Origin of the sequence: Mycolicibacterium septicum DSM 44393, from assembly GCF_000455325.1 — a bacterium.
Taxonomy (GTDB): Bacteria; Actinomycetota; Actinomycetes; order Mycobacteriales; family Mycobacteriaceae; genus Mycobacterium; species Mycobacterium septicum.
Genome location: NZ_HG322951.1, coordinates 3,634,833 through 3,657,455 on the forward strand (window position 1 = coordinate 3,634,833; position 22,623 = coordinate 3,657,455).

Annotated in this window: 19 protein-coding genes; 16 read left to right on the forward strand and 3 right to left on the reverse strand. The window is 67.7% G+C overall.

Annotation, left to right across the window (positions count from 1 at the left end; translation table 11 throughout):
- The 5 genes from TX88_RS35165 to TX88_RS17205 form a co-directional block, all read left to right on the forward strand.
- A partial coding sequence (locus TX88_RS35165) for an inositol monophosphatase family protein (RefSeq protein ID WP_044518440.1) occupies positions 1-337 on the forward strand: 337 nt, incomplete at its 5' end.
- Complete coding sequence (hisF, locus tag TX88_RS17190) at positions 334-1,119, forward strand: imidazole glycerol phosphate synthase subunit HisF (protein ID WP_044518442.1); 786 nt, start codon at positions 334-336, stop codon at positions 1,117-1,119. The genes TX88_RS35165 and hisF, both read left to right, overlap by 4 nt.
- Positions 1,116-1,466 (forward strand): phosphoribosyl-AMP cyclohydrolase, encoded by a 351-nt coding sequence (gene hisI, locus TX88_RS17195; RefSeq protein ID WP_044518444.1) that lies wholly within the window; start codon positions 1,116-1,118, stop codon positions 1,464-1,466. Before hisF ends, hisI begins: the two co-directional genes overlap by 4 nt.
- A 132-nt stretch (positions 1,467-1,598) precedes the next feature.
- Positions 1,599-3,221, forward strand: a complete 1,623-nt coding sequence (locus TX88_RS17200) for an N-6 DNA methylase (protein WP_244438440.1) — start codon at positions 1,599-1,601, stop codon at positions 3,219-3,221.
- On the forward strand, positions 3,211-4,206 hold the full coding sequence (locus tag TX88_RS17205) for a hypothetical protein (RefSeq protein WP_044518447.1): 996 nt from the start codon (positions 3,211-3,213) through the stop codon (positions 4,204-4,206). The genes TX88_RS17200 and TX88_RS17205 overlap by 11 nt, the downstream gene beginning before the upstream one ends.
- 74 nt (positions 4,207-4,280) lie before the next feature.
- Here the strand turns inward: TX88_RS17205 and TX88_RS17210 are convergent, their stop codons facing one another.
- The gene (locus tag TX88_RS17210; protein ID WP_044518449.1) at positions 4,281-5,078 is read right to left on the reverse strand and encodes an ABC transporter ATP-binding protein; all 798 of its coding nucleotides are present in this window, start codon (positions 5,076-5,078) and stop codon (positions 4,281-4,283) included.
- The gene (locus TX88_RS17215; protein ID WP_044518451.1) at positions 5,075-5,746 is read right to left on the reverse strand and encodes a FadR/GntR family transcriptional regulator; all 672 of its coding nucleotides are present in this window, start codon (positions 5,744-5,746) and stop codon (positions 5,075-5,077) included. The genes TX88_RS17210 and TX88_RS17215 overlap by 4 nt, the downstream gene beginning before the upstream one ends.
- Before the next feature lie 157 nt (positions 5,747-5,903).
- Here TX88_RS17215 and TX88_RS17220 point away from each other — a divergent pair, with 157 nt between their 5' ends.
- Positions 5,904-7,652 carry a 2-isopropylmalate synthase gene (locus TX88_RS17220; RefSeq protein ID WP_084621928.1) on the forward strand — a complete coding sequence of 583 codons (1,749 nt, stop codon included), beginning with the start codon at positions 5,904-5,906 and terminating at the stop codon, positions 7,650-7,652.
- On the opposite strand, the gene TX88_RS17225 is transcribed toward TX88_RS17220, so the two are convergent.
- Positions 7,639-8,103 carry a peroxiredoxin gene (locus TX88_RS17225; RefSeq protein WP_044518452.1) on the reverse strand — a complete coding sequence of 155 codons (465 nt, stop codon included), beginning with the start codon at positions 8,101-8,103 and terminating at the stop codon, positions 7,639-7,641. The two genes, TX88_RS17220 and TX88_RS17225, sit on opposite strands and share 14 nt — an antisense overlap.
- A 63-nt stretch (positions 8,104-8,166) precedes the next feature.
- Between TX88_RS17225 and TX88_RS17230 the strand changes: the two genes are divergently transcribed.
- From TX88_RS17230 to TX88_RS17275, 10 genes are all read left to right on the forward strand, one after another.
- Positions 8,167-9,726, forward strand: a complete 1,560-nt coding sequence (locus TX88_RS17230) for an anthranilate synthase component I (RefSeq protein ID WP_044518454.1) — start codon at positions 8,167-8,169, stop codon at positions 9,724-9,726.
- Entirely contained in the window at positions 9,723-10,331 is a 609-nt protein-coding gene (locus TX88_RS17235; protein WP_044518455.1) for a TIGR02234 family membrane protein, read from the forward strand. The genes TX88_RS17230 and TX88_RS17235 overlap by 4 nt, the downstream gene beginning before the upstream one ends.
- 83 nt (positions 10,332-10,414) lie before the next feature.
- Positions 10,415-11,233: an indole-3-glycerol phosphate synthase TrpC gene (gene trpC / locus TX88_RS17240; protein ID WP_044518457.1), complete on the forward strand. Its 819-nt coding sequence runs from the start codon at positions 10,415-10,417 to the stop codon at positions 11,231-11,233.
- A gap of 37 nt (positions 11,234-11,270) precedes the next feature.
- Positions 11,271-12,536 carry a tryptophan synthase subunit beta gene (gene trpB, locus TX88_RS17245; RefSeq protein WP_044518458.1) on the forward strand — a complete coding sequence of 422 codons (1,266 nt, stop codon included), beginning with the start codon at positions 11,271-11,273 and terminating at the stop codon, positions 12,534-12,536.
- Positions 12,533-13,321, forward strand: a complete 789-nt coding sequence (trpA, locus tag TX88_RS17250) for a tryptophan synthase subunit alpha (protein ID WP_044518460.1) — start codon at positions 12,533-12,535, stop codon at positions 13,319-13,321. Before trpB ends, trpA begins: the two co-directional genes overlap by 4 nt.
- Positions 13,318-15,624, forward strand: coding sequence for a prolipoprotein diacylglyceryl transferase (gene lgt, locus TX88_RS17255; RefSeq protein WP_044518462.1), 2,307 nt, complete (start codon positions 13,318-13,320; stop codon positions 15,622-15,624). The genes trpA and lgt overlap by 4 nt, the downstream gene beginning before the upstream one ends.
- Positions 15,625-15,651: 27 nt before the next feature.
- Positions 15,652-16,047, forward strand: a complete 396-nt coding sequence (locus tag TX88_RS17260) for an NINE protein (RefSeq protein WP_044518464.1) — start codon at positions 15,652-15,654, stop codon at positions 16,045-16,047.
- Complete coding sequence (locus TX88_RS17265) at positions 16,037-16,450, forward strand: DUF2752 domain-containing protein (RefSeq protein WP_044518466.1); 414 nt, start codon at positions 16,037-16,039, stop codon at positions 16,448-16,450. Before TX88_RS17260 ends, TX88_RS17265 begins: the two co-directional genes overlap by 11 nt.
- A gap of 85 nt (positions 16,451-16,535) precedes the next feature.
- Positions 16,536-21,104 (forward strand): glutamate synthase large subunit, encoded by a 4,569-nt coding sequence (gene gltB / locus TX88_RS17270; RefSeq protein ID WP_044518467.1) that lies wholly within the window; start codon positions 16,536-16,538, stop codon positions 21,102-21,104.
- Positions 21,097-22,599 (forward strand): glutamate synthase subunit beta, encoded by a 1,503-nt coding sequence (locus TX88_RS17275; RefSeq protein WP_044518469.1) that lies wholly within the window; start codon positions 21,097-21,099, stop codon positions 22,597-22,599. Before gltB ends, TX88_RS17275 begins: the two co-directional genes overlap by 8 nt.
- Positions 22,600-22,623 lie beyond the last annotated feature (24 nt).

Here is a 22,623-nt window from a genome sequence, read left to right on the forward strand (position 1 = left end):
CATCGATTCCCGCGGCCGGTTCCCCGGCCGCTACCGGGTCGAGGTGCTGTCCAACCTGAGCCGCGTGTGCTCGCGCGTGCGGATGCACGGCGCCACCGGGGTGGACCTCGCCTATGTGGCCGCCGGGATCCTGGGCGGGGCCATCAGTTTCGGGCACCACATCTGGGACCATGCCGCCGGCGTGGCGCTGGTCCGGGCCGCCGGGGGCATCGTGACGGACCTGGCCGGCGACCCGTGGACGGCCGAGTCCAAGTCGGCGCTGGCCGCCGCGCCCGGCGTGCACGAACGCATGCTGGAAATCGTGAAATCCGCTGGCAATCCGGAGGACTACCTGTGAGCACCATCAGTGACGTGGCAACGAGGGTCATCCCGTGCCTCGACGTCGACGCCGGCCGGGTGGTCAAGGGGGTCAACTTCGAGAACCTGCGCGACGCGGGCGATCCCGTCGAATTGGCGGCCGTCTACGACGCCGAGGGTGCCGACGAGTTGACCTTCCTCGACGTGACCGCCTCCTCGTCGGGCCGGGCCACCATGCTCGAGGTGGTCAAGCGCACCGCCGAGCAGGTGTTCATCCCGCTGACCGTCGGTGGCGGCGTGCGCGCGGTCGAGGATGTCGACGTGCTGCTTCGTGCCGGCGCCGACAAGGTGTCGGTCAACACCGCCGCGATCGCCCGGCCCGAACTGCTGGCCGAGGTGGCCCGCCAGTTCGGTTCGCAGTGCATCGTGCTCAGCGTGGATGCCCGCACCGTGCCGGCCGGTGAGCAGCCCACCCCGTCGGGGTGGGAGGTCACCACCCACGGCGGGCGCCGCGGCACCGGAATCGACGCGATCGAGTGGGCCGCCCGGGGCGCCGAACTCGGGGTGGGCGAGATCCTGCTGAACTCGATGGACCGTGACGGCACCAAGGCCGGATTCGACCTGCCGATGCTGCGCGCGGTCCGCGCCGCGGTGCATGTCCCGGTGATCGCCAGCGGTGGCGCCGGTGCGGTGGCCGATTTCGCTCCTGCCGTGCAGGCGGGCGCGGATGCGGTGCTGGCCGCCAGCGTCTTCCACTTCGGGGAGATGACCATCGGCCAGGTGAAGGCCGCGATGGCGGCCGAAGGGATCATCGTCCGATGAGCGCTCTCGACCCGGCGATCGCGGCACGCTTGAAGCGCAACGCCGATGGGCTGTTCAGCGCCGTGGCGCAGGAGCGGGGGACCGGTCAGGTGCTGATGGTCGCCTGGATGGACGACGACGCACTGGCCCGCACCCTGGAAACCCGTGAAGCCACGTACTTTTCGCGCTCGCGCGGCGAGCAGTGGGTCAAGGGCCTGACGTCGGGCCACACCCAGTATGTGCACTCGGTTCGCCTGGACTGCGACGGGGACACCGTGTTGCTGGAGGTCGATCAGACCGGTGCTGCCTGCCACACCGGCGCGCACACCTGCTTCGACGCGGATCAGTTGCTGGCACCTGAGCCGTAGGTTCATCGAGACGGTACTCAGGGACAGAACCAGGCAGGTTTTTGTCCCTGGCTGCAGTCTCGGTGATGGTCGAAGCTGCCGCACCGCGTTGCGGTGTCCGAAGTTGTCGGTGTCATCGGCAACAATTGCGGGGTGACTGACACCGCCGCGAGCCGCAAAGCGCGCGGTGCGTTCTTCACCCCACCCGAGATCACGCGTTACCTGACCCGGTGGGCAATCCGGTCGGCCGATGACGAGGTCTTCGAGCCCGCGGCCGGAGAGGCCGCTTTCGTGGTCGAGGCGGTTACCCGACTGGTCGAATTGGGTGTTGCCCAGCCGAGGGTCGACGGGGTGGAACTTCACGCGGCCAGTGCGGCCACTGCCCGCAAGCGCGTCGCCGCCGCGGGCGGCACGGCCCGCATCAGGACAGCCGACTTCTTCACGGTCGAGCCGCGCGCCGAATACAGCGCGGTGATCGGCAACCCGCCCTACATCCGCTATCAGGAGTTCCGGGGCGCGACCCGGGCGCAGTCGCGCCGGGCCGCGCTCAAGGCCGGGGTCACGCTGTCGGGGCTGGCATCGAGTTGGGCGGCGTTCACCGTGCACGCCGCGTTGTTCCTGCGGCCGGGAGGCCGGCTGGCGCTGGTACTGCCCGCCGAGCTGCTCAGCGTGAACTACGCCGCTGCGGTGCGGAAGTTCTTGTTCGACCGCTTCGCGAACGTCGAGCTGGTGATGTTCGACGAGCAGGTGTTCCCCGAGGCGGAAGCGGACGTGGTGCTGCTCCTCGCCGACGGCTATGGGGGCGGCCCAACAAGTCACGCTGTCATCCACCGCGCTCGCAATGCGTCCTCGCTGACATCTGAACTCGCCCAACGGCGTTGGTCACCGCGCGATCCTGCAGACAAATGGGTCAGCGGCCTGATCGGTAACGCGCCGGTGGACGCGATCCACGGTCTGCACGACGCCGGGCACTTCTCCTTGCTGGAGACCTGGGGCGACACCACGCTGGGCATGGTGACCGGCAACAACAGCTTCTTCGCACTGTCCCCGGAACGGGTGCATGAACTCGGGCTGCGGCCCTCCGACCTGCTGCCGTTATCGCCGCCCGGCAGCGCCCATCTGCGCGGCCTCACCCTGTCCGCCGAGCAGTTGGCCAAGTTGGGGGAGGACGGTCGGTCGATCCACTTATTCCGTCCGACCGGGACGCCATCTGCTACCGCGCAGCGCTACATCGACGCCGGTCACGCCGCCGGGGTGCATCTGGCCTACAAGTGCCGGGTGCGCCGGCCCTGGTACCTGGTGCCCCTGGTGAATCCGGCTGACCTGCTGCTGACCTGTATGAACGCCGACACCCCGCGGCTGGTCACCAACCGGGCCAAGGCGCATCACCTCAACTCGGTGCACGGCGTCTACCTGCGCGACGAGGTGCGGACACTGGGCCGCGACCTGCTCGGGCTGGCCGCGCTGAACTCGGTGACGGTGCTGCACGCCGAGATCGTCGGCCGCTCCTACGGCGGCGGCATCCTGAAGATCGAACCCCGCGAGGCCGACCGGTGGCTGGTCCCGTCACCGGATCTGGTGGCGGCCCGAGCCGACCAGCTGCGGGCGGTCCGCCGGCGGATCGGATCGCTGCTGGAGCGGGGCCGGCTGCTCGAGGCGACCCGCATCGTCGACGACGCGTTGGGGCTGGCGACCCGAATCGCCCTGGAACCCGTTCGGACCGCGCGCGATTCATTGGCGACACGCCGGACGGTAAGGTCTCGGCGTGCCCGCTGAACCGTCGACCAAGGCCACCGCGTGGGCCATCTTCGACCGGATCGTGGCCGACGCGGCACCCGACGGCGTGCACACCAACCCCTGGGTGCGGGTGGCCGGCGAGTTGAGCTTCGTTCCGGATTTCCGGGTGCTGCGCAAGCTGCTCGGGGTGCCGTTGTTCCTCGATGCGCCGTCGACGACCGGGGTTCCGGCGCTGGCTCTGGACGTGTGGTTGGCCTATGAGTTGCGGCGCGCCGGTTTCGATCCGGATGCGGTGTGGCCCAGGGCGACAGATCCGCGGATCATGCCCAGCGCCATCGCCAGCCTGCTTGAGGCGCTGCCGCAAAAAGAACGGCACCTCATCGAGCAACGGCTGAAGCGGTCGATGAAAGGCGTCGCCGCGTCGAGCGCCAGCGTGCTGGGCAAGCACTACATGAAACAGGTCGACGTGGTGATGTCGGACTGGGACACCGGTCCGGAATTGCTGATCAGCACCAAACGGATGGATTCCAGCTTCGGCAAGAACGCCGCCAACCGGGTCGAGGAAAGCTACGGCGACGCCAAGAATCTGCGGCTGCGCCACCCGCTGTCGGCGCTCGGATTCGTCTACGGCCTGCGCTCGACGATCCTGAGCACCGAACCGGACAAGGCCGAGTGGCTCATCGACCTGCTGGGCAAGCTCGGCACCGAGGACGACGCGTATCACGCGGTGGCGCTGGTGATGATCGATTACGACGTCGAGGTCAGCGAGACCGCCGACGAGGAAGTCGACAGTGTCGAAAAGGCCGAGCCGGACGCGCTGTTCGAGATCGTCGATGTCGCCACGGCGGCCGTCGACGAGGCACTGGCGGCGCTGCCCGACATCGCGATCCGGCACGACGTTGTCCCGCCCGCGTTGCAACCGTCGCGGTTCCTGGCAACCATGGTCAACCGCGTCATCGACACCACACCGGTGACCCGGCACCGTGAGGCGCGCCGCCGGCGCAATGCTGCCGCCGACGGCTGACGGAATCGTCGAAATCAACGCAGAGGTCGCAGATTCGCGTCGCGAACGACCTCTGCGTCACACTCGCTGAAGAGCTACAGCACCCTCGAGCTGGCCTTGGCTCGCGCGCTCCATCTGCCGTCCTGGAACCCGACCACCACGGGATGGGCGAACGCTTCGCTGACGTGCTCGGTGTTGACGACGTCGTGGGCCGGGCCGCTGGCCACCGTGCGGCCCTGCGCGATCAGCAGGGCGTGCGTGGTGCTGGTGGGCAGTTCCTCGAGGTGGTGGGTGACCAGGATCGAGGCCATGTCGGGATGTGAGTCATCCAGGGTGTCAAGCGTTTCCAGCAGCTGCTCGCGGGCCGCCACGTCCAGGCCGGTGGTCGGTTCGTCCAGCAGCAACAGCCGCGGGTCGGCGATCAGTGCCCGCGCGATCAAGGTGCGGCCGCGCTCGCCCTGGGACAACGTCGGCCAGATCGCGTCGGCACGGGCCGACAGCCCCACGGTGTCGATGAGCTCCTCGGCCCGGCGCACCTGCTCGGCGGTGGGGGTCCAGTGTGCTGCGATGTCGATGGTGGCGGTGATGCCGGTGAGCACCACCTCGCGCACGGTCAGCGGGTACTGCAGGCGGTGCCGGGGATTGACGTGACCGATGGAGCGGCGCAGCACGGCCAGGTCGGTACGGCCCATCTGGCCGCCGAGCACCTGCACGGTCCCCGACGTCGGAAACGTCACGGCCGCGCAGAAACCGAGCAGTGTGCTCTTGCCGGCGCCATTGGGTCCCAAGAGTGCCCAGTGCTCACCGGACTGCACGGTCAGTGAGATGCCGTCGATGATCTGCTTGCCGTCACGGCGAAAGGTCACATCGGTGATGTCGAGGACCGGGGTCATGCGAAATTCTCCTTCAATGAGCTCAAATGGGTTCTGCTGGCGGCCGCGGCGGCCTCGGGATCGCGGGCGACGATCGCGTCGGCCAGCTGCTGGTGCAGGTCGTGATCGCAGGGTTCGGAGGCGATCGGGCGGATCTTGAGCATGTCGATCATCGCCAGCCGCAGCCGGGGGAGGAACGCGTCGAACAACTGGATCAGCACCTCGTTGTGGGCCGCGGCGATCACCGTGCGGTGAAACGCCATGTCCGCGTCGACGTGATCGGGTACCGACTGTCCCACCACACCGCGGGCGGCCAGGGTGCGACGGATCGCTCGTAGGTCGGCGGGGGTACGCCGGGCGGCGGCCAGGGCGGCGGCCTCGGCTTCGATGGCGATACGCGCCTCTATCACCGACACGATGGTGGCGCGGCGCAGCACGGTGTCCCAGTCCTCGGTGGCGTCCAGTGCGGTCACGAAGACCCCGGCGCCCTGGCGGCTCTCCAGCACGCCCTTGCCGGACAGTTCGCGGATCGCTTCGCGCAGGGTGGAGCGGCCGACACCGAGCTGGGCGGCCAGTGTGGTCTCGCCGGGAAGCCGATGGCCCAGCGGCCATTCACCCTGGCGGATGCGCGTCAGGAGAAGCTGGGCGGTCTGGGCCGCCAGCGGGTGACGCTGAACTTGGGACGTCATCACAACCTGTCTACTTGTCTGAGGAGTTGTGTATAGTCTACTCATCATGACGCGCGTCCTGCTCCTTAGCCGCCGCGGCGGGGCCTGAATCGACCGGCCCCCTGCCGTGGGGCTGTGTCGCGCCGGTCGAACCTCCCATCCGACCGAAAGCGCCCTCATGACCACTTCTGTTTTTCCCACCATCGACACCCCTGCCGGAGACATCCCGGCGAACGCGCCGGCCTGGAACCGGCAGCGTCACTCCCAGATGCCGTCACGTCGCTACGCCTCCGCCTATGACCGCGTCGAAGTCCCTCTGGTGCAGCGAGATTGGCCGACAGCCCGGATCCACGCCGCGCCGCTGTGGGTGCCGGTGGATCTGCGCGACGGCAACCAGGCACTGGCCGAGCCGATGGACCCTGCCCGCAAACGCCGCTTCTTCGAACTGCTGGTGGCCATGGGCTACAAGGAGATCGAGGTCGGTTATCCCTCGGCGTCCCAGACCGACTTCGACTTCGTCCGGCTGCTCGCCGAATCCGACATCGCCCCGCCGGACGTCACCATCGTGGTGTTCGTGCCGGCGCGCCGCGACCTGATCGAGCGAACTGTGGACTCGGTCCGCGGCATCGGCAACGACGTCGTCATCCACATGTACACCGCCACCGCGCCCACCTGGCGCGACACCGTGCTGGGCAAGGACCGCACCGAACTGCGGGACCTGATCCTTGCGGGTGCGCGTGACGTTCTCGAACTCACCGAAGGCATGCCGAATGCCCGATTCGAATTCTCCCCGGAGGTGTTCAACCTCACCGAGCCCGACTACGTGCTCGAGTTGTGCGACGCGGTGACCGGGCTGTGGCAGGCGACCCCGGATCGTCCGGTCATCCTCAACCTGCCGGCCACCGTCGAGATCGCCACCCCGAATGTGTACGCCGACCAGATCGAGTACATGCACCGCAACGTGTCTCGTCGCGACAGCGTCATCCTGTCGGTGCATCCACACAACGACCGGGGCACCGGCATCGCCTGCGCCGAGCTGGCGGTACTCGCCGGTGCACAGCGGGTGGAGGGCTGCGTCTTCGGCAACGGTGAACGCACCGGCAATGTCGACATCGCCACCCTGGCATTGAATCTGCATGCCCAGGGCGTGGATCCGATGATCGACTTCTCCGACATCGACGAGATCGCGCGGACGGTCAGTCATTGCACCCGCATGCCCATCCACGAGCGCCATCCCTATGTGGGGGACATGGTGCACACGGCGTTCTCCGGGACACACCAGGATGCGATCAAGAAGGGCTTCGCCGAACATCGCCTCCGCGCCAGGGCCACCGGCCGACCTGAAAACGAAATCGATTGGCGGGTACCGTATCTGCCGATCGACCCGGCCGATATCGGCCGCACCTACGACGCGGTGATCCGGGTGAATTCGCAATCCGGCAAGGGCGGCATCGCCTACCTGCTGGCCGCCGACCACGGGTTGGAACTGCCGCGCCGGTTGCAGATCGACTTCGCCCGCCACGTCCAGGCGCACACCGACGAAAGCGGTGCCGAGGTCACCGCTGGCGAACTCTTCGATCTGTTCGAGGCGACCTACCTCGACCCGTCCGGCCCGGTGCAGCTCAAGGACTGGCGCACCGGCGGCGACGGTGCGGCCGCGGTCACCGACCTCACCTTGATGTTCGACGGGCGCACCGCATCCAGCAGCCATCGCGGCATCGGACCGGTGGACGCGCTGCGGGCCGCGCTCGAGGAGATCGGCCGTCCGATCGAGGTGTTGAGCCTGACCCAACAATCGATCGGCAGCACCGCCGTCAGCTACCTGGAATACAGGTCGGACGGTCGCACCGGCTGGGCCTGCGGCCGCAGCGATTCGGTGCTCGCCGCGTCGATGGCGGCGGTGCTGCGGGCGGTCAACGCGCCCTGAGCAGCTCCAGCGCCTTGTCGGCATGGGTGTCCATGCTGATCTCACTGGAGATCACCCCGAGCACGGTGCGATCGGTGTCGATGACGAACGTGGTCCGCTTGACCGGCATGAGCTTGCCGAGCAGGCCACGTTTGACCCCGAACTGGGTGGCCACCTTGCCGTCGGCGTCCGACAGCAACGGGTAGTCGAAGTTCTGGATGTCGGCGAACTTGGCCTGCTTGGCGACCGGGTCGGTACTGATACCGACCCGGCTCGCCCCGGCGGCGGCGAACTCCGCTGCCAGATCCCGGAAGTGACAGGCCTCCTTGGTGCACCCCGGGGTCATCGCCGCCGGATAGAAGAACAGCACCACCGGGCCGTCGGCGAGCAAGCTCGTCAGACTGCGAATCGTGCCGGTTTGATCCGGCAGTTCGAACTCGGGAACGGTGTCGCCCGTGCTGATCTGTGTCATGGCTGGCTACGCTACGCCGTCTGCATGGCAGGACCGTGGCGCCGATCTGGGAGAATTGTTTCCGTGCAAACCACAGCCACCCACGCTCCGGGATCCTCGGGCGCCGGCTCATCGCTTGCGGTCACCACGTCGCGGGAGGATTTCCGCGCGCTGGCCGCCGAGCACCGGGTCGTCCCGGTGACCCGCAAGGTGCTGGCCGACAGCGAGACGCCGTTGTCGGCGTACCGCAAGCTCGCCGCCAACCGTCCGGGCACGTTCCTGCTGGAATCGGCCGAGAACGGTCGCTCGTGGTCGCGTTGGTCGTTCATCGGTGCCGGCGCCCCGTCGGCGCTGACGGTTCGCGACGACGAAGCGGTATGGCTGGGGACCGCCCCCAAGGATGCCCCCAGCGGCGGTGAGCCGTTGGCCGCATTGCGAGCCACCCTCGAAGTGCTGCAGACCGAGGCGGTGCCGGACCTGCCGCCGCTGTCGTCGGGGTTGGTGGGGTACTTCGCCTACGACATGGTGCGCCGCCTGGAACGGCTCCCGGAGCTGGCGGTCGACGATCTCGGACTGCCCGACATGGTGCTGCTGCTGGCCACCGACATCGCCGCCGTCGACCACCACGAGGGCACCATCACCCTGATCGCCAACGCGGTGAACTGGAACGGCACCGACGAGCGCGTCGACGAGGCGTATGACGATGCGGTGGCCCGGCTGGATGTGATGACCGCGGCCCTCGGCCAGCCGCTGCCGTCGACGGTCGCCACATTCAGCCGACCCGCGCCCAACCACCGCGCGCAGCGCACGGTGGAGGAGTACACGGCGATCGTGGAGAAGCTGGTCGGCGATATCGAGGCCGGCGAGGCCTTCCAGGTGGTGCCGTCGCAGCGATTCGAGATGGACACCGCCGCCGACCCGATCGACGTCTACCGGATGCTGCGGGTGACCAACCCCAGCCCGTACATGTACCTGCTCAACGTCCCCGATGCCGATGGCGGGCTCGACTTCTCGGTGGTCGGCTCCAGCCCCGAGGCGCTGGTCACGGTCAAAGATGGCCGGGCCACCACCCACCCGATCGCGGGAACCCGGTGGCGTGGCAGCACCGAGGAAGAAGATGTGCTGCTGGAAAAGGAGCTGCTGGCCGACGAGAAGGAACGCGCCGAGCACCTGATGCTGGTCGACCTCGGCCGCAACGACCTGGGGCGGGTGTGCCGCCCGGGCACCGTGCGGGTCGAGGACTACAGCCACATCGAGCGCTACAGCCACGTCATGCACCTGGTCTCCACGGTGACCGGCGAGCTGGCCGAGGGAAAGACCGCGCTGGACGCGGTGACTGCGTGTTTCCCGGCGGGCACCCTGTCGGGGGCGCCCAAGGTCCGGGCCATGGAGCTGATCGAGGAGGTCGAAAAGACCAGGCGGGGCCTCTACGGCGGGGTACTGGGCTACCTCGACTTCGCGGGCAACGCCGACTTCGCGATCGCCATCCGAACCGCGCTGATGCGCGACGGCACCGCCTATGTGCAGGCCGGCGGGGGAGTCGTGGCCGATTCCAACGGTCCCTACGAGTACAACGAATCGGCAAACAAGGCCAAAGCCGTGCTCAACGCCATCGCCGCCGCCGACACCTTGGCCGAGCCGTGACGCGGGCGGCGCAGGCGCTGTTCGTCGTCTCGGCCGTGGTGCTGTGGGTCGCGTCGCGGATGACCTGGGTCCAGGTGAACTCGTTCGACGGGCTGGGCCAGCCCAAGACCACCACGCTGACGGGTGCGTCCTGGTCCACGGCGTTGATCCCGCTGGCGTTGCTGGTGCTGGCGGCAGCGGTCGCGGCGCTGGCTGTGCACGGCTGGCCGCTGCGGTTGCTGGCCCTGCTGATCGCCGTGGCCAGTGCGGGCATGGGGTACCTGGCGATCAGCCTGTGGGTGATCAAGGATGTCGCGGTCCGGGCCGCTGACCTGGCAGTCATTCCGCTCGCGCAGCTGACCGGGACCAGTCGTTCCTACAGCGGCGCAGTGCTGACCCTGATCGCCGCGGTGTGTGCGCTGGCCGGTGCGGTGATGCTCATGCGCTCGGCCAACAGTGCCAAGCGCGGCATTGCGGGGCGCTACGCGGCACCGGCGGCCCGACGGGAGGCCGTCAAGGGTGACGACAGCGGGGAGCCGATGTCGGAGCGAATGCTCTGGGACGCGCTGGACGAGGGACAGGATCCGACCGGTGACGGCGGCGATCCGGACAATAAGGGCCGGTGAATGGTGAAGGTGTGGCGGCGGCTACCCTTCCAGGGAGGGCAACCGGGACCGGCCCGGAGGCACCAGAAAGGAACCGACGGGCGATGAGTTCGGCCACAGTGCTCGACTCCATTATCGAGGGAGTCCGCGCCGACGTTGCCGCCCGCGAGGCCGTTATCAGCTTGGCTGATATCAAGGCGCGGGCCCAGGACGCACCTCCGCCGCTCAACGTGATGGCTGCGTTGAAGGAACCGGGAATTGCGGTGATCGCCGAGGTGAAGCGGGCGAGCCCGTCCCGGGGCGAGCTGGCCAATATTGCCGACCCGGCTCAGCTGGCGCGGGCTTACGAGGCCGGCGGCGCGCGGATCATCAGCGTGCTCACCGAGCAGCGCAGGTTCAACGGCTCACTCGACGACCTGGACGCGGTGCGGGCTGCGGTGTCGATTCCGGTGCTGCGCAAGGACTTTATCGTCAAGCCGTACCAGATCCATGAGGCTCGGGCGCATGGTGCCGACCTGTTGCTGCTGATCGTGGCGGCGCTCGAGCAGCCGGTCCTGGAATCACTGTTGGAGCGCACGGAATCCCTTGGGATGACGGCACTTGTGGAGGTGCACACCGAAGAGGAGGCCGACCGGGCGTTGCAGGCCGGGGCCAAGGTGATCGGTGTCAACGCTCGCGACCTCAAGACGCTGGAAGTCGACCGCGACTGCTTCGCGCGCATCGCTCCAGGGCTGCCCAGCAATGTCATCCGTGTCGCGGAGTCCGGAGTCCGTGGAACCGCTGACCTGCTGGCCTACGCCGGCGCGGGTGCCGATGCCGTGTTGGTCGGTGAGGGCCTGGTGACCAGCGGGGATCCCCGCAGCGCGGTCGCCGACCTGGTCACCGCCGGTACGCACCCGTCCTGCCCGAAACCGGCTCGCTGAACCAGGCAATGAGCCGCTTGCACGAAAAGGCACTTTGATGGCGGATCTCGCGGGGCCTGAATTGCCCCGTACCAGCGCAGGCGTTGCTGAACCCACCGTTCACGATCCCGACGCACTGGGCCATTTCGGTTCCTACGGGGGCCGGTTGGTTCCCGAGGCGCTGATGGCGGTGATCGAAGAGGTCACCGCGGCCTATGAGAAGGCCCGCGGTGACCAGGCATTCCTCGATGAGCTCGATCGGTTGCAGCGGCATTACAGCGGCCGGCCGTCACCGCTGTATGAAGCGACGCGGCTGGCCGAACATGCCGGTGGCGCACGGATCTTCCTCAAGCGAGAAGACCTGAACCACACCGGTTCTCACAAGATCAACAATGTTCTGGGCCAGGCACTGCTGGCGCGGCAGATGGGCAAGACCCGCGTCATCGCCGAGACCGGCGCCGGCCAGCACGGGGTCGCCACCGCCACGGCGTGTGCGCTGCTCGGCCTGGAATGCATCGTCTATATGGGCGCGGTGGATACCGCCCGCCAGGCCCTCAACGTCGCCCGGATGCGGTTGCTCGGCGCCACCGTGGTCTCGGTCGAGGCCGGCTCCAAAACCCTCAAGGACGCGATCAACGAGGCGTTCCGGGACTGGGTCACCAACGCCGACAACACCTATTACTGCTTCGGGACGGCGGCAGGTCCGCATCCGTTCCCGCTGATGGTGCGTGATTTCCAGCGGATCATCGGTATGGAGGCCAGGGCGCAGATCCTCGATCAGGCCGGTCGGCTGCCCGACGCGGTGACCGCGTGTGTCGGCGGCGGCTCGAACGCCATCGGTGTGTTCCACGCCTTCATCGATGACCCGGCGGTGCGATTGGTCGGTTTCGAGGCCGCCGGCGACGGAGTCGAAACTGGGCGTCACGCCGCGACATTCACGGGTGGCTCGCCCGGCGCGTTCCAGGGATCGTTCTCCTACCTGTTGCAGGACGAGGACGGCCAGACGATCGAATCCCACTCCATCTCGGCTGGTTTGGACTACCCGGGCGTCGGGCCCGAGCATGCCTTCCTCAAAGACATCGGCCGCGCCGAGTACCGCCCGGTCACCGATACCGAGGCGATGGACGCGTTCGCGCTGTTATGCCGCCGCGAGGGCATCATTCCCGCGATCGAGTCGGCGCACGCGGTGGCCGGTGCGCTCAAGCTCGGTCCCGAACTGGGCAGCGGATCGATCATCGTGGTGAACTTGTCCGGGCGCGGCGACAAGGACGTCGAGACTGCCGCCAAATGGTTCGGACTGCTCGATGAGGGGAGCGCGGGATGAGCCGGCTGGCGGAGTTGTTCGACGGCTGCCGTGCCGAGGGCCGTGCCGCGCTGATCGGCTACCTGCCCACTGGGTTTCCCGACGTGCAGACATCCATCGCGGCGATGACGGCGATGGTCGAATCCGGTTGCGATCTGGTCGAAGTCGGTGTGCCCTACTCGGATCCGGGAATGGACGGACCGACGATCGCCGCCGCCACCGAGGCCGCACTGGCCGGCGGTGTACGGGTACGCGACACTCTGGCCGCGGTCGAGGCGATCAGCAACGCCGGTGGCCGCGCCGTGGTGATGACGTACTGGAACCCGGTGCTGCGCAAGGGCGTTGACACGTTCGCCCGCGACCTGGCCTCCGCCGGTGGATACGGTCTGATCACCCCGGATCTGATCCCCGAGGAAGCTGTCGACTGGATCGCCGCATCTGAGGAACACAATCTGGACCGGATTTTCCTGGTCGCCCCGTCCTCGACGCCGGAGCGGCTGGCGGCCACGGTGAACGCGTCGCGAGGTTTCGTCTACGCAGCATCGACCATGGGTGTCACCGGGGCGCGCGACGTGGTCTCGAATGCGGCGCCCGAATTGGTGCGGCGCGTCAAGGAAGTTTCCGACATTCCCGTCGGGGTGGGGCTCGGCGTGCGCTCTGGAGCGCAGGCCGCCGAGATCGGTGCCTACGCCGACGGCGTCATCGTCGGGTCGGCACTGGTGTCGGCCCTGGGTGAGGGTTTGGACGCGGTGCGTCGCCTCACCGAAGAACTGGCCAACGGCGTTAGGCAGAGGATTTCAGCTTGACCACTACCGTGCTCGCGTATTTGCCCAGCCCGTCACAGGGCGTCTGGCATCTGGGCCCGGTGCCGATCCGCGCGTATGCGCTCTGCATCATCGTGGGCATCATCGCCGCGCTGGTGATCGGCGACCGGCGTTGGCAGGCGCGGGGCGGACAGCCCGGCGTCATCTATGACATCGCCTTATGGGCAGTGCCTTTCGGGCTCGTCGGTGGTCGGCTGTACCACGTCATGACGGACTGGCCCACCTATTTCGGGCCCACCGGCAAGGGTCTTGGTGCCGCCTTCCAGGTATGGCAAGGCGGCCTGGGTATTTGGGGAGCCGTCGCACTGGGTGGTGTCGGAGCCTGGATCGGTTGCCGCTCGCGCGGAATACCGCTGCCGGCCTTCGGCGACGCGATCGCGCCCGGAATCATCCTGGCCCAGGCCATCGGCCGGCTCGGAAACTACTTCAATCAGGAGCTGTACGGCGGTGACACCACGCTGCCGTGGGGCCTGGAGATCTACAAGCGGCTGAATTCCGCTGGCGTACCCGACGATCTCAACGGGGTGTCCACCGGCGAGGTCCTGCGGGTCGTCCATCCGACGTTCCTGTACGAGTTGCTGTGGAACCTCCTGATTTTCGCGCTGCTGATCTGGGCCGACCGCAAGTTCAAACTCGGCCACGGCCGGCTGTTCGCGCTCTATGTGGCCGGCTACTGCGCGGGCCGTTTCATGGTCGAATTGATGCGCAGCGACCCGGCGACCGAGTTCGCCGGTATCCGCGTCAACACCTTCACCTCGACGTTCGTGTTCATCGGTGCCGTCCTCTACATCATGCTGGCGACCAAGGGGCGGGAAGACCCGGCGACCTTGGCGGGCAAGCCGGATGAGGACGAATCGACGGTCGACGAGTTCGGCAAGGAGCTTGTCACCGCAGCGGCGACCACCGGTGTCGTTGCGGCCGCAGCGGTGGCCGGACAAGACGATGACGACGACGCCGACCACATGCATCCGGACGAGGTCGGCGCCAGCGAAGACGACGGAGCCGAAGCTGCCGCGGCAATCGAACTGAAGGCGATCTCCGCAGAGCCCGACGAGTCTGAAGAAGCCGAGGACGAGGCGGAAGAGCCCGAAGACGAGGCGGAAGCCGAATCCGAGGAAGCCGCCGAGGATGAGGCTGCCGACGAGGGCATCGCTGAATCTGAGGACGCTGAAGCCGAAACCGAGGCCGAAGAGGTCACGGCCGAGGCCGAAGCCGAATCAGATGTGGCTGAGGAGTCCGAGTCCGTCGAGTCGGTGGATGCCGACGAGGACGCCGAATCAGACGTGGTCGAGGAGCCCGAGGCTTCTGACGACGAGGCCGACGTCACCGAAGAGGACGTCACCGAAGAGGACGTCGACGAGGTTGAGCCTGAGGCCGAGAGTGACGCCGAGGATGCGGAGCCTGTCGAATCGGTCGAGGCCGATGAGGCCGACAAGGATGAGGCCGAAGCACTGGTAGCCGAGGACTCCGAGGTCGAGGCCGACGAGGACGCCGCAGTCGAGGAGCCCGAGGAAGCTGCCGACGACGAGTCCACCGACGCCGAAGATGAGCCCGAGGCAGATTCTGAGGAAGCTGCCGACGACGTCACCGCTGGCGAACCTGCGGATGAGCCCGAAGCCGTCGCAGCCGAGGCCGACGTCGCGGAAGAGGCCGCAGAAGAAGCAGACGAAGTTGAGGCCCCTGCAGAAGACGATGCCGACGCAGGTGACGATGCCGCCGAGCCCATCGAGTCGGAGGACACCGACGAAGGTGAGCCCGATGTCGCGGAGGAATCGGCCGACGAGGTTGCCGTCGAGTCGTCGTCCGCCGATGAAGCCGAGCAGGATGCGGCTGCGGTAGAAGAGAATCCCTCCGAAGCCGAAGCCGAAGCCGAAGCCGAAGCCGAAGCCGAAGCCGGCGAGAGCGACGAGGTCGAGGACGGCGAGGCGGTTGCCGCGGCGGTGGAAGCCGACGAGGAGGCCGAGCCGGCTGAGCAGGCCGACGTCGAGCCCGAAAAGGACGATGTGGCTGACGAACCCGAGGACGACGAGGCCGAGGTCGAGTCTGTGTCCGAGGTGGAGACCGAGGCCGCAACCGGCGAGGACGATGTCGCTGAATCTGCGGATGACGCAGAGTCGGACAGCGACGAGTCGGACGAGGCCGACGCTGACGAGGCCGACGCCGACGAAAACGACGAAGACGACGCAGCAGACGAGGCCGAGACCGAAGCACCGGCCGCGGTCGAGCAGCCCGAGTCGGTGCCGCAAGGCGGCCGGGTGCGGCGCTGGTTCCGACGCAACCGGTAACAGGCCGGGCTCTGGCATCCTGGTTGCATGACTGATCCATCTCAGTCCCCAGACCCGTTGGATGGACCGCAGCCGGCCGGCTTTCCGCCGCCTGCGGGATACCCGCCACCACCGGGCTACCCGCCGTATCCGTCGCCGTACGGGGACCCTGGCGCGCCGTACGGCCGCCATCCCATCACCGGTGAGCCGTTCTCCGACAAGTCCAAGGTGATCGCCGGGCTGTTGCAGTTGCTCGGGCTGTTCGGCCTCGTCGGTATCGGGCGTATCTACCTCGGCGACACCAAGTTGGGCGTCATCCAGTTGATCGTGGGTTTGGCGACCTGCACCGTCGGCGCCATCATCTGGGGGATCGTCGACGCGGTCCTGATCCTCACCGACAAGGTGCGTGACCCGTACGGGCGTCCGCTGCGCGATGGAACGTAGCGGCCGTACCACTACTTCGTCAGGGCGGTATTCGCTGCTGGCCGGGGGTGCACTCGCGGTCGGCGCCCTCGCGTACATCGGTGTGGCCGATCCGCACCGTCCGGGCTTCTTGTTCCCGGGATGCCCGTTCAAGGCGCTGACCGGGTGGGACTGCCCGGCCTGCGGCGGCCTGCGGATGACCCACGACCTGCTGCACGGTGACGTGGGCGCAGCGGTCGTCGACAACGTATTCGTCCTGGTCGGCCTTCCCGTCCTGGTGGTGTGGCTGCTGGTGCGGTGGCGGCTGGGAAAGACCCTGTTCCCGCTGCCTGCGGCGATCACGATCGTGGTGACACTGGTGGCCTGGACGGTGGTGCGGAACCTGCCGGGCTTCCCGCTGGTCCCGTCGTTAACCGCTCAGTAGTAGCCCACCTGCGCTGATACACTGAAAATTCGGGCCGGTGCAGTCCCGGGACCAGGATGTTCCGGACTTGCGGAGGTGCGATCAAGTGCTGTTCTCGGCATTGCCAGATGCGCAGGGGCTCTATGACCCCGCCAATGAGGCCGATTCCTGCGGCGTGGCCATGATCACCGATATCCAGGGCCGCCGTTCCCACGGCATCGTGAGCGACGGTCTGACCGCGCTCGAACATCTCGAACACCGCGGCGCTGCCGGGGCCGAACCGAACAGCGGGGACGGTGCCGGCATCCTGCTGCAACTGCCTGTCGAACTGCTGCGCGAGGTGGTCAACTTCGCCCTTCCCGGGCCGGCCGGAGACGGCAGCAACACCTTCGCCGCCGGTATCTGCTTCCTGCCTCAGGATGAGGACGCGCGCAGCGCCGCTCGCGCCCGCATCGAGGCATTGGCCGCGGAGGAAGGCCTTGAGGTTCTGGGCTGGCGCACGGTGCCGGTGGACCCGGACGGGGCCGGGATCGGCTCGACCGCGCTGGGTTGCATGCCCCACATGGCGCAGCTGTTCGTCACGACACCGGACGCCGACGGAGGCCGGTCGGGTGGAATCGAGCTCGACCGCAAGGTGTATCCGCTGCGCAAACGGGCCGAGCAGGGCACGGGCGTCGACGCGGTCTACTTCGCGTCGCTGTCCAGCCGGACCATCGTCTACAAGGGCATGCTGACGACAATGCAGCTGCCGCAATACTTTCCGGATTTGCGCGACGAGCGCTGCGTTAGTGCGATCGCGATCGTGCACAGCCGGTTCTCCACCAACACGTTCCCGTCCTGGCCGCTGGCACACCCGTTTCGGTTCGTCGCGCACAACGGTGAGATCAACACCGTGCGCGGAAACCGCAACCGCATGCACGCCCGCGAGGCGCTGCTCGCCAGCGCCCGGATTCCCGGTGACCTGAGCCGCTTGTCGCCGATCTGTACCCCGGACGCCTCCGACTCGGCGTCCTTCGACGAGGTGCTCGAGCTGCTGCACCTGGGCGGGCGCGATCTGCCGCACGCAGTGCTGATGATGATCCCGGAGGCGTGGCAGAACGCCACCACCATGGACGCGGCCGAGCGGGCGTTCTGGAAGTTCCACGCCTCGCTGATGGAGCCCTGGGACGGGCCGGCATGCGTCACCTTCACCGACGGCACCGTGGTCGGGGCGGTATTGGACCGCAACGGCTTACGGCCGGGCCGCTGGTGGCGCACGGTCGACGACCGGGTGATCCTGGCCAGTGAAAGCGGCGTGCTCGACGTGCCGTCGGGCGAGGTCGTCGCCAAGGGCCGCCTGCAGCCCGGCAAGATGTTCCTGGTCGACACCGCCGCCGGGCGCATCGTCCCCGACGACGAGATCAAGGAACAGCTGGCCGCGGCCGAACCCTATGGTGAGTGGCTGCACGCCGGACTGCTGGATCTCAGCACCTTGCCCGAACGGTCCCGGATCCAGCCGAATCACGATTCGGTGGTGCGCCGGCAGATCGCCTTCGGCTACACCGAAGAGGAACTGCGCATCCTGCTGACGCCGATGGCGGCCTCAGGCGGTGAGCCGCTCGGTTCGATGGGCACCGATACTCCCGTCGCGGTGCTCTCCAAACGCTCACGGCTGCTGTACGACTACTTCATCGAACTGTTCGCCCAGGTGACCAACCCGCCGCTGGATGCCATCCGCGAAGAGGTGGTCACCTCGATGGCCCGCGTCATGGGGCCCGAGGAAAACCTGTTGGAACCCTCGGCAGCCTCGTGTCGCCAGATCGTGCTGCGGTGGCCGGTGCTCGACAACGACGAGCTGAGCAAGATCGTCCACATCAATGACGACGGCGAGCATCCAGGTTTGCGCACCACGGTGCTGCGCGCCCTCTACGACGTCGAACGCGGTGCCGAAGGGCTGGCCGAAGCGCTCGATGACCTCCAGATGAGGGCCACCGAGGCGATTGCCAAAGGTGCTCGCACACTGGTGATCTCCGATCGGGATTCCGACCACACCAGGGCCCCGATCCCGTCGCTGCTGGCGGTCTCGGCGGTGCATCACCACCTGGTGCGCACCAAAGAGCGGACCAAGGTGGCGCTCGTCGTGGAAAGCGGCGATGCCCGCGAAGTCCATCACATCGCGATGCTCATCGGGTACGGCGCCGCCGCGGTCAATCCCTATCTCGCCTTCGAGTCGATCGAGGACCTGATCCGTGAGGGTGAGCTGACCGGCATCGAAACCGCCACCGCCGTGCGCAATTACGTCAAGGCGCTGGGCAAGGGCGTGGTCAAGGTGATGAGCAAGATGGGCATCTCCACGGTCGCTTCCTACACCGCGGCACAGGTTTTCGAGGCGATCGGGCTGAGTCGCGACGTCGTCGACCAGTACTTCACCGGTACCACCAGCCAGCTCGGCGGCGTCGGGCTGGACGTGCTGGCCGAGGAGGTCAAGCTGCGTCACCGGCGTGCCTACCCGGAGAACCCGACCGAGCGGGTGCACCGTCGCCTCGAGGTCGGCGGTGAGTACGCATTCCGCCGGGAGGGTGAGCTGCACCTGTTCACCCCGGAAGTGGTGTTCCTGCTACAGCATTCGACCCGGACCGGGCGCCGCGACATCTTCGCCAAGTACTCCGAGGAGGTCGACCGGCTGTCCCGGGAGGGTGGGACGCTGCGCGGCCTGTTCGATTTCAAGAAGGGGCTGCGGCCTCCGGTCCCGTTGGAGGAGGTCGAACCGGTCGAAGCCATCGTGACCCGGTTCAACACCGGGGCCATGAGCTACGGGTCCATCTCGGCGGAGGCTCACGAGACCATGGCGATCGCCATGAACAACCTCGGTGGGCGGTCCAACAGTGGTGAAGGCGGTGAGGATGTGGACCGGCTCTACGATCCGCGCCGGCGTAGCGCCGTCAAGCAGGTCGCCTCCGGCCGCTTCGGCGTCACCAGTGACTATCTGGTGAACGCCACCGACATCCAGATCAAGATGGCCCAGGGTGCAAAACCTGGTGAGGGCGGCCAGCTTCCGGGCTACAAGGTGTACCCGAACATCGCCAAGACCCGGCACTCCACGCCCGGCGTTGGGCTGATCTCTCCGCCTCCGCACCACGACATCTATTCGATCGAGGATCTCGCCCAGCTGATCCACGATCTGAAGAACGCCAATGCAGACGCGCGGATCCATGTGAAGCTGGTCAGCAGTGTCGGGGTCGGCACGGTGGCTGCCGGGGTGTCCAAGGCGCACGCCGACGTCGTGCTGATCTCCGGGTATGACGGCGGCACCGGAGCGGCGCCGTTGACCTCGCTCAAGCACGCCGGGGCGCCGTGGGAGATCGGGCTGGCCGATACCCAGCAGACGCTCGTGCTCAATGGTTTGCGGGATCGGATCACCGTGCAGTGCGACGGCGGCATGCGCAGCGCACGCGATGTCATCGTGGCGGCGCTGCTCGGTGCCGAGGAGTTCGGTTTCGCCACCGCACCGCTGGTGGTGTCGGGCTGCATCATGATGCGGGTCTGCCACCTCGATACCTGCCCGGTCGGGGTGGCCACACAGAACCCCGAATTACGGGCCCGGTTCAACGGCAAGCCCGAGTTCGTGGAGAACTTCTTCACCTTCATCGCCGAGGACATCCGCCGGTATCTGGCCGAGTTGGGATTCCGCAGCATCGACGAGGCGGTCGGCCACGCCGAGGTGCTCGACACCGATCCCGGTGTGGCGCACTGGAAGAGTCGCGGCCTCGATCTGAGCCCGATCTTCGCGCTACCGACCGATGCCGACGGCGCCGTGCTCACCCAACGGCGGCGGGTCCGCGATCAGGACCACGGACTCGACCAGGCACTCGATCAGACCCTCATCCAACTCGCCGAGGGTGCGTTGGAAGATGCCCATCCGGTTCGGCTTGAGCTGCCCGTGCGCAACGTCAACCGCACGGTGGGCACCCTGCTGGGGGCAGAAGTCACCCGTCGCTACGGCGCGGCAGGATTGCCCGACAACACCATTCACATCACGTTGAACGGCTCGGCCGGCCAGTCGATCGGAGCCTTCCTGCCGCCGGGGGTCACGCTGGAACTGATCGGTGACGCCAACGACTATGTGGGCAAGGGGCTTTCGGGCGGACGAGTGATCGTGCGGCCACCCGATGACGTGCTGTTCCTGCCCGAGGACAACGTGATCGCCGGCAACACCCTGCTCTACGGCGCCACCTCGGGTGAGGTGTTCCTGCGGGGCCGGGTCGGTGAACGGTTCTGCGCCCGCAATTCCGGGGCCTTGTCTGTCGTCGAGGGTGTGGGTGACCACGCGTGCGAGTACATGACGGGTGGCCGGGTGGTGATCCTGGGCAAGACGGGACGCAACCTGGCGGCCGGCATGTCCGGCGGCATCGCCTTCGTCCTCGGCCTGGACCCGGCCCGGGTCAACACCGAGATGGTGCAACTGCAGCAGTTGGAGGCCGAGGACCTGACCTGGCTGCACGACGTGGTCGCCGCACATGCGCGCCACACCGGCAGCACGCTGGCGGCCTCGATCCTGGCCGACTGGCCCAGGCGCAGTGCGCAATTCACCAAAGTAATGCCCACCGACTACCAGCGTGTGCTGCAGGCGACCCGGATGGCCAAGGCCGAGGGACGCGATGTGGACAGCGCGATCATGGAGGCCAGCCGTGGCTGATCCGACCGGATTTCTTCGGGTACCCAAGATCGAGGCCGCCAAGCGGCCCGTCGAGGAACGTGTGGGGGACTGGCGCGAGGTATACGAGCGTGAGGATCCCAATGAGCGCGCCGGGGAGGTGGCGCAGCAGGCGCGTCGCTGTATGGATTGCGGCATCCCGTTCTGCCACTCCGGCAAGGCCGGCTGCCCGTTGGGCAACCTGATCCCGGAATGGAATGACTTGGTGCGGCGCGGCCGCTGGGACGCGGCCAGCGATCGTCTGCACGCCACCAACAACTTCCCGGAGTTCACCGGGCGGCTGTGTCCGGCGCCATGCGAGTCGGCCTGCGTGCTGTCGATCGCGGAGGAGCAGACCGGCGGCAGTGTGACGATCAAGCGGATCGAGCAGACGATCGCCGATCACGCCTGGATGAACGGCACCGTCGAACCTCAGCCCGCCGCGATCTCCACCGGCAAGAGCGTCGCCGTCGTCGGGTCGGGCCCGGCGGGTTTGGCTGCCGCACAACAACTCACCCGCGCGGGCCACGAGGTCACGGTCTACGAGCGCGATGACCGGGTGGGTGGGCTGCTGCGCTACGGCATCCCCGAGTACAAGCTCGAGAAGTCGGTTCTCAATCAGCGCCTGGCCCAGATGCGTGCCGAGGGCACGCGATTCGTCACCGAATGCGAGGTCGGCGTCGATCTCACTGTCGAGCAGCTGCGCCAGCGCCATCAGGCGGTGGTGCTGGCGGTCGGTGCGCTGCGGGGTCGCGACAACGAGGTGCCCGGCCGGGAACTCGATGGTGTGCACCTGGCCATGGAGCACCTGGTGCCGGCCAACCGGGAGTGCGAGGGCGACTCGTCCACACCCATCTCGGCGGCGGGCAAACACGTGGTGATCATCGGTGGCGGTGACACCGGCGCGGACTGCCTGGGCACCGCGCACCGGCAGGGCGCGGCCACGGTGACTCAGCTCGACTACAACACCGAGCCGCCCGAGACCCGAGACGACGACCTCTCGCCGTGGCCCACGTGGCCATTGGTGCTGCGGACCTCCCCGGCGCACGCCGAAGGCGGCGCCCGCCGCTTCGAGGTGGCTGTGCAGCGATTCATCGGCGACGACAACGGCCATGTGCGGGCCATCGAGATCGCCGAGGTCCGGGTGACCAGGGACGCCGAGGGGCGCCGCGAGATCACCCCGGTGGGCGAGTCGTTGCAGATTCCCTGCGACCTGGCGCTGCTGGCGATCGGGTTCGAGGGTGTCGAGCACATGGCCTTGCTCGACGGGCTGGACCTGAAGCTGACCCGGCGCGGCACCGTGTCCTGTGGTTCGGACTGGCAGACCGACGCCCCCGGGGTGTTCGTGTGCGGCGACGCGCACCGGGGCGCCTCGCTGGTGGTGTGGGCCATCGCCGAGGGCCGCAGCGCGGCGCACGCGGTCGACGCGTACCTGATGGGCGAGTCGGATCTGCCGGCCCCGGTGCGGCCCGGCACCCTCCCTCTGGTCGTCATCTGAATCGATTAACGACTATGCTGACGT

Bases quoted from the DNA above. Each gene is read 5' to 3' on its own strand.
- TX88_RS17210 (WP_044518449.1), bottom strand. From the start codon at position 5,078: ATGACCCCGGTCCTCGACATCACCGATGTGACCTTTCGCCGTGACGGC.
- TX88_RS17265 (WP_044518466.1), top strand. From the start codon at position 16,037: ATGGAACGTAGCGGCCGTACCACTACTTCGTCAGGGCGGTATTCGCTG.
- trpC (WP_044518457.1), top strand. From the start codon at position 10,415: ATGAGTTCGGCCACAGTGCTCGACTCCATTATCGAGGGAGTCCGCGCC.
- TX88_RS17260 (WP_044518464.1), top strand. From the start codon at position 15,652: ATGACTGATCCATCTCAGTCCCCAGACCCGTTGGATGGACCGCAGCCG.
- trpB (WP_044518458.1), top strand. From the start codon at position 11,271: ATGGCGGATCTCGCGGGGCCTGAATTGCCCCGTACCAGCGCAGGCGTT.
- TX88_RS17215 (WP_044518451.1), bottom strand. From the start codon at position 5,746: ATGACGTCCCAAGTTCAGCGTCACCCGCTGGCGGCCCAGACCGCCCAG.
- trpA (WP_044518460.1), top strand. From the start codon at position 12,533: ATGAGCCGGCTGGCGGAGTTGTTCGACGGCTGCCGTGCCGAGGGCCGT.
- hisI (WP_044518444.1), top strand. From the start codon at position 1,116: ATGAGCGCTCTCGACCCGGCGATCGCGGCACGCTTGAAGCGCAACGCC.
- TX88_RS17220 (WP_084621928.1), top strand. From the start codon at position 5,904: ATGACCACTTCTGTTTTTCCCACCATCGACACCCCTGCCGGAGACATC.
- TX88_RS17225 (WP_044518452.1), bottom strand. From the start codon at position 8,103: ATGACACAGATCAGCACGGGCGACACCGTTCCCGAGTTCGAACTGCCG.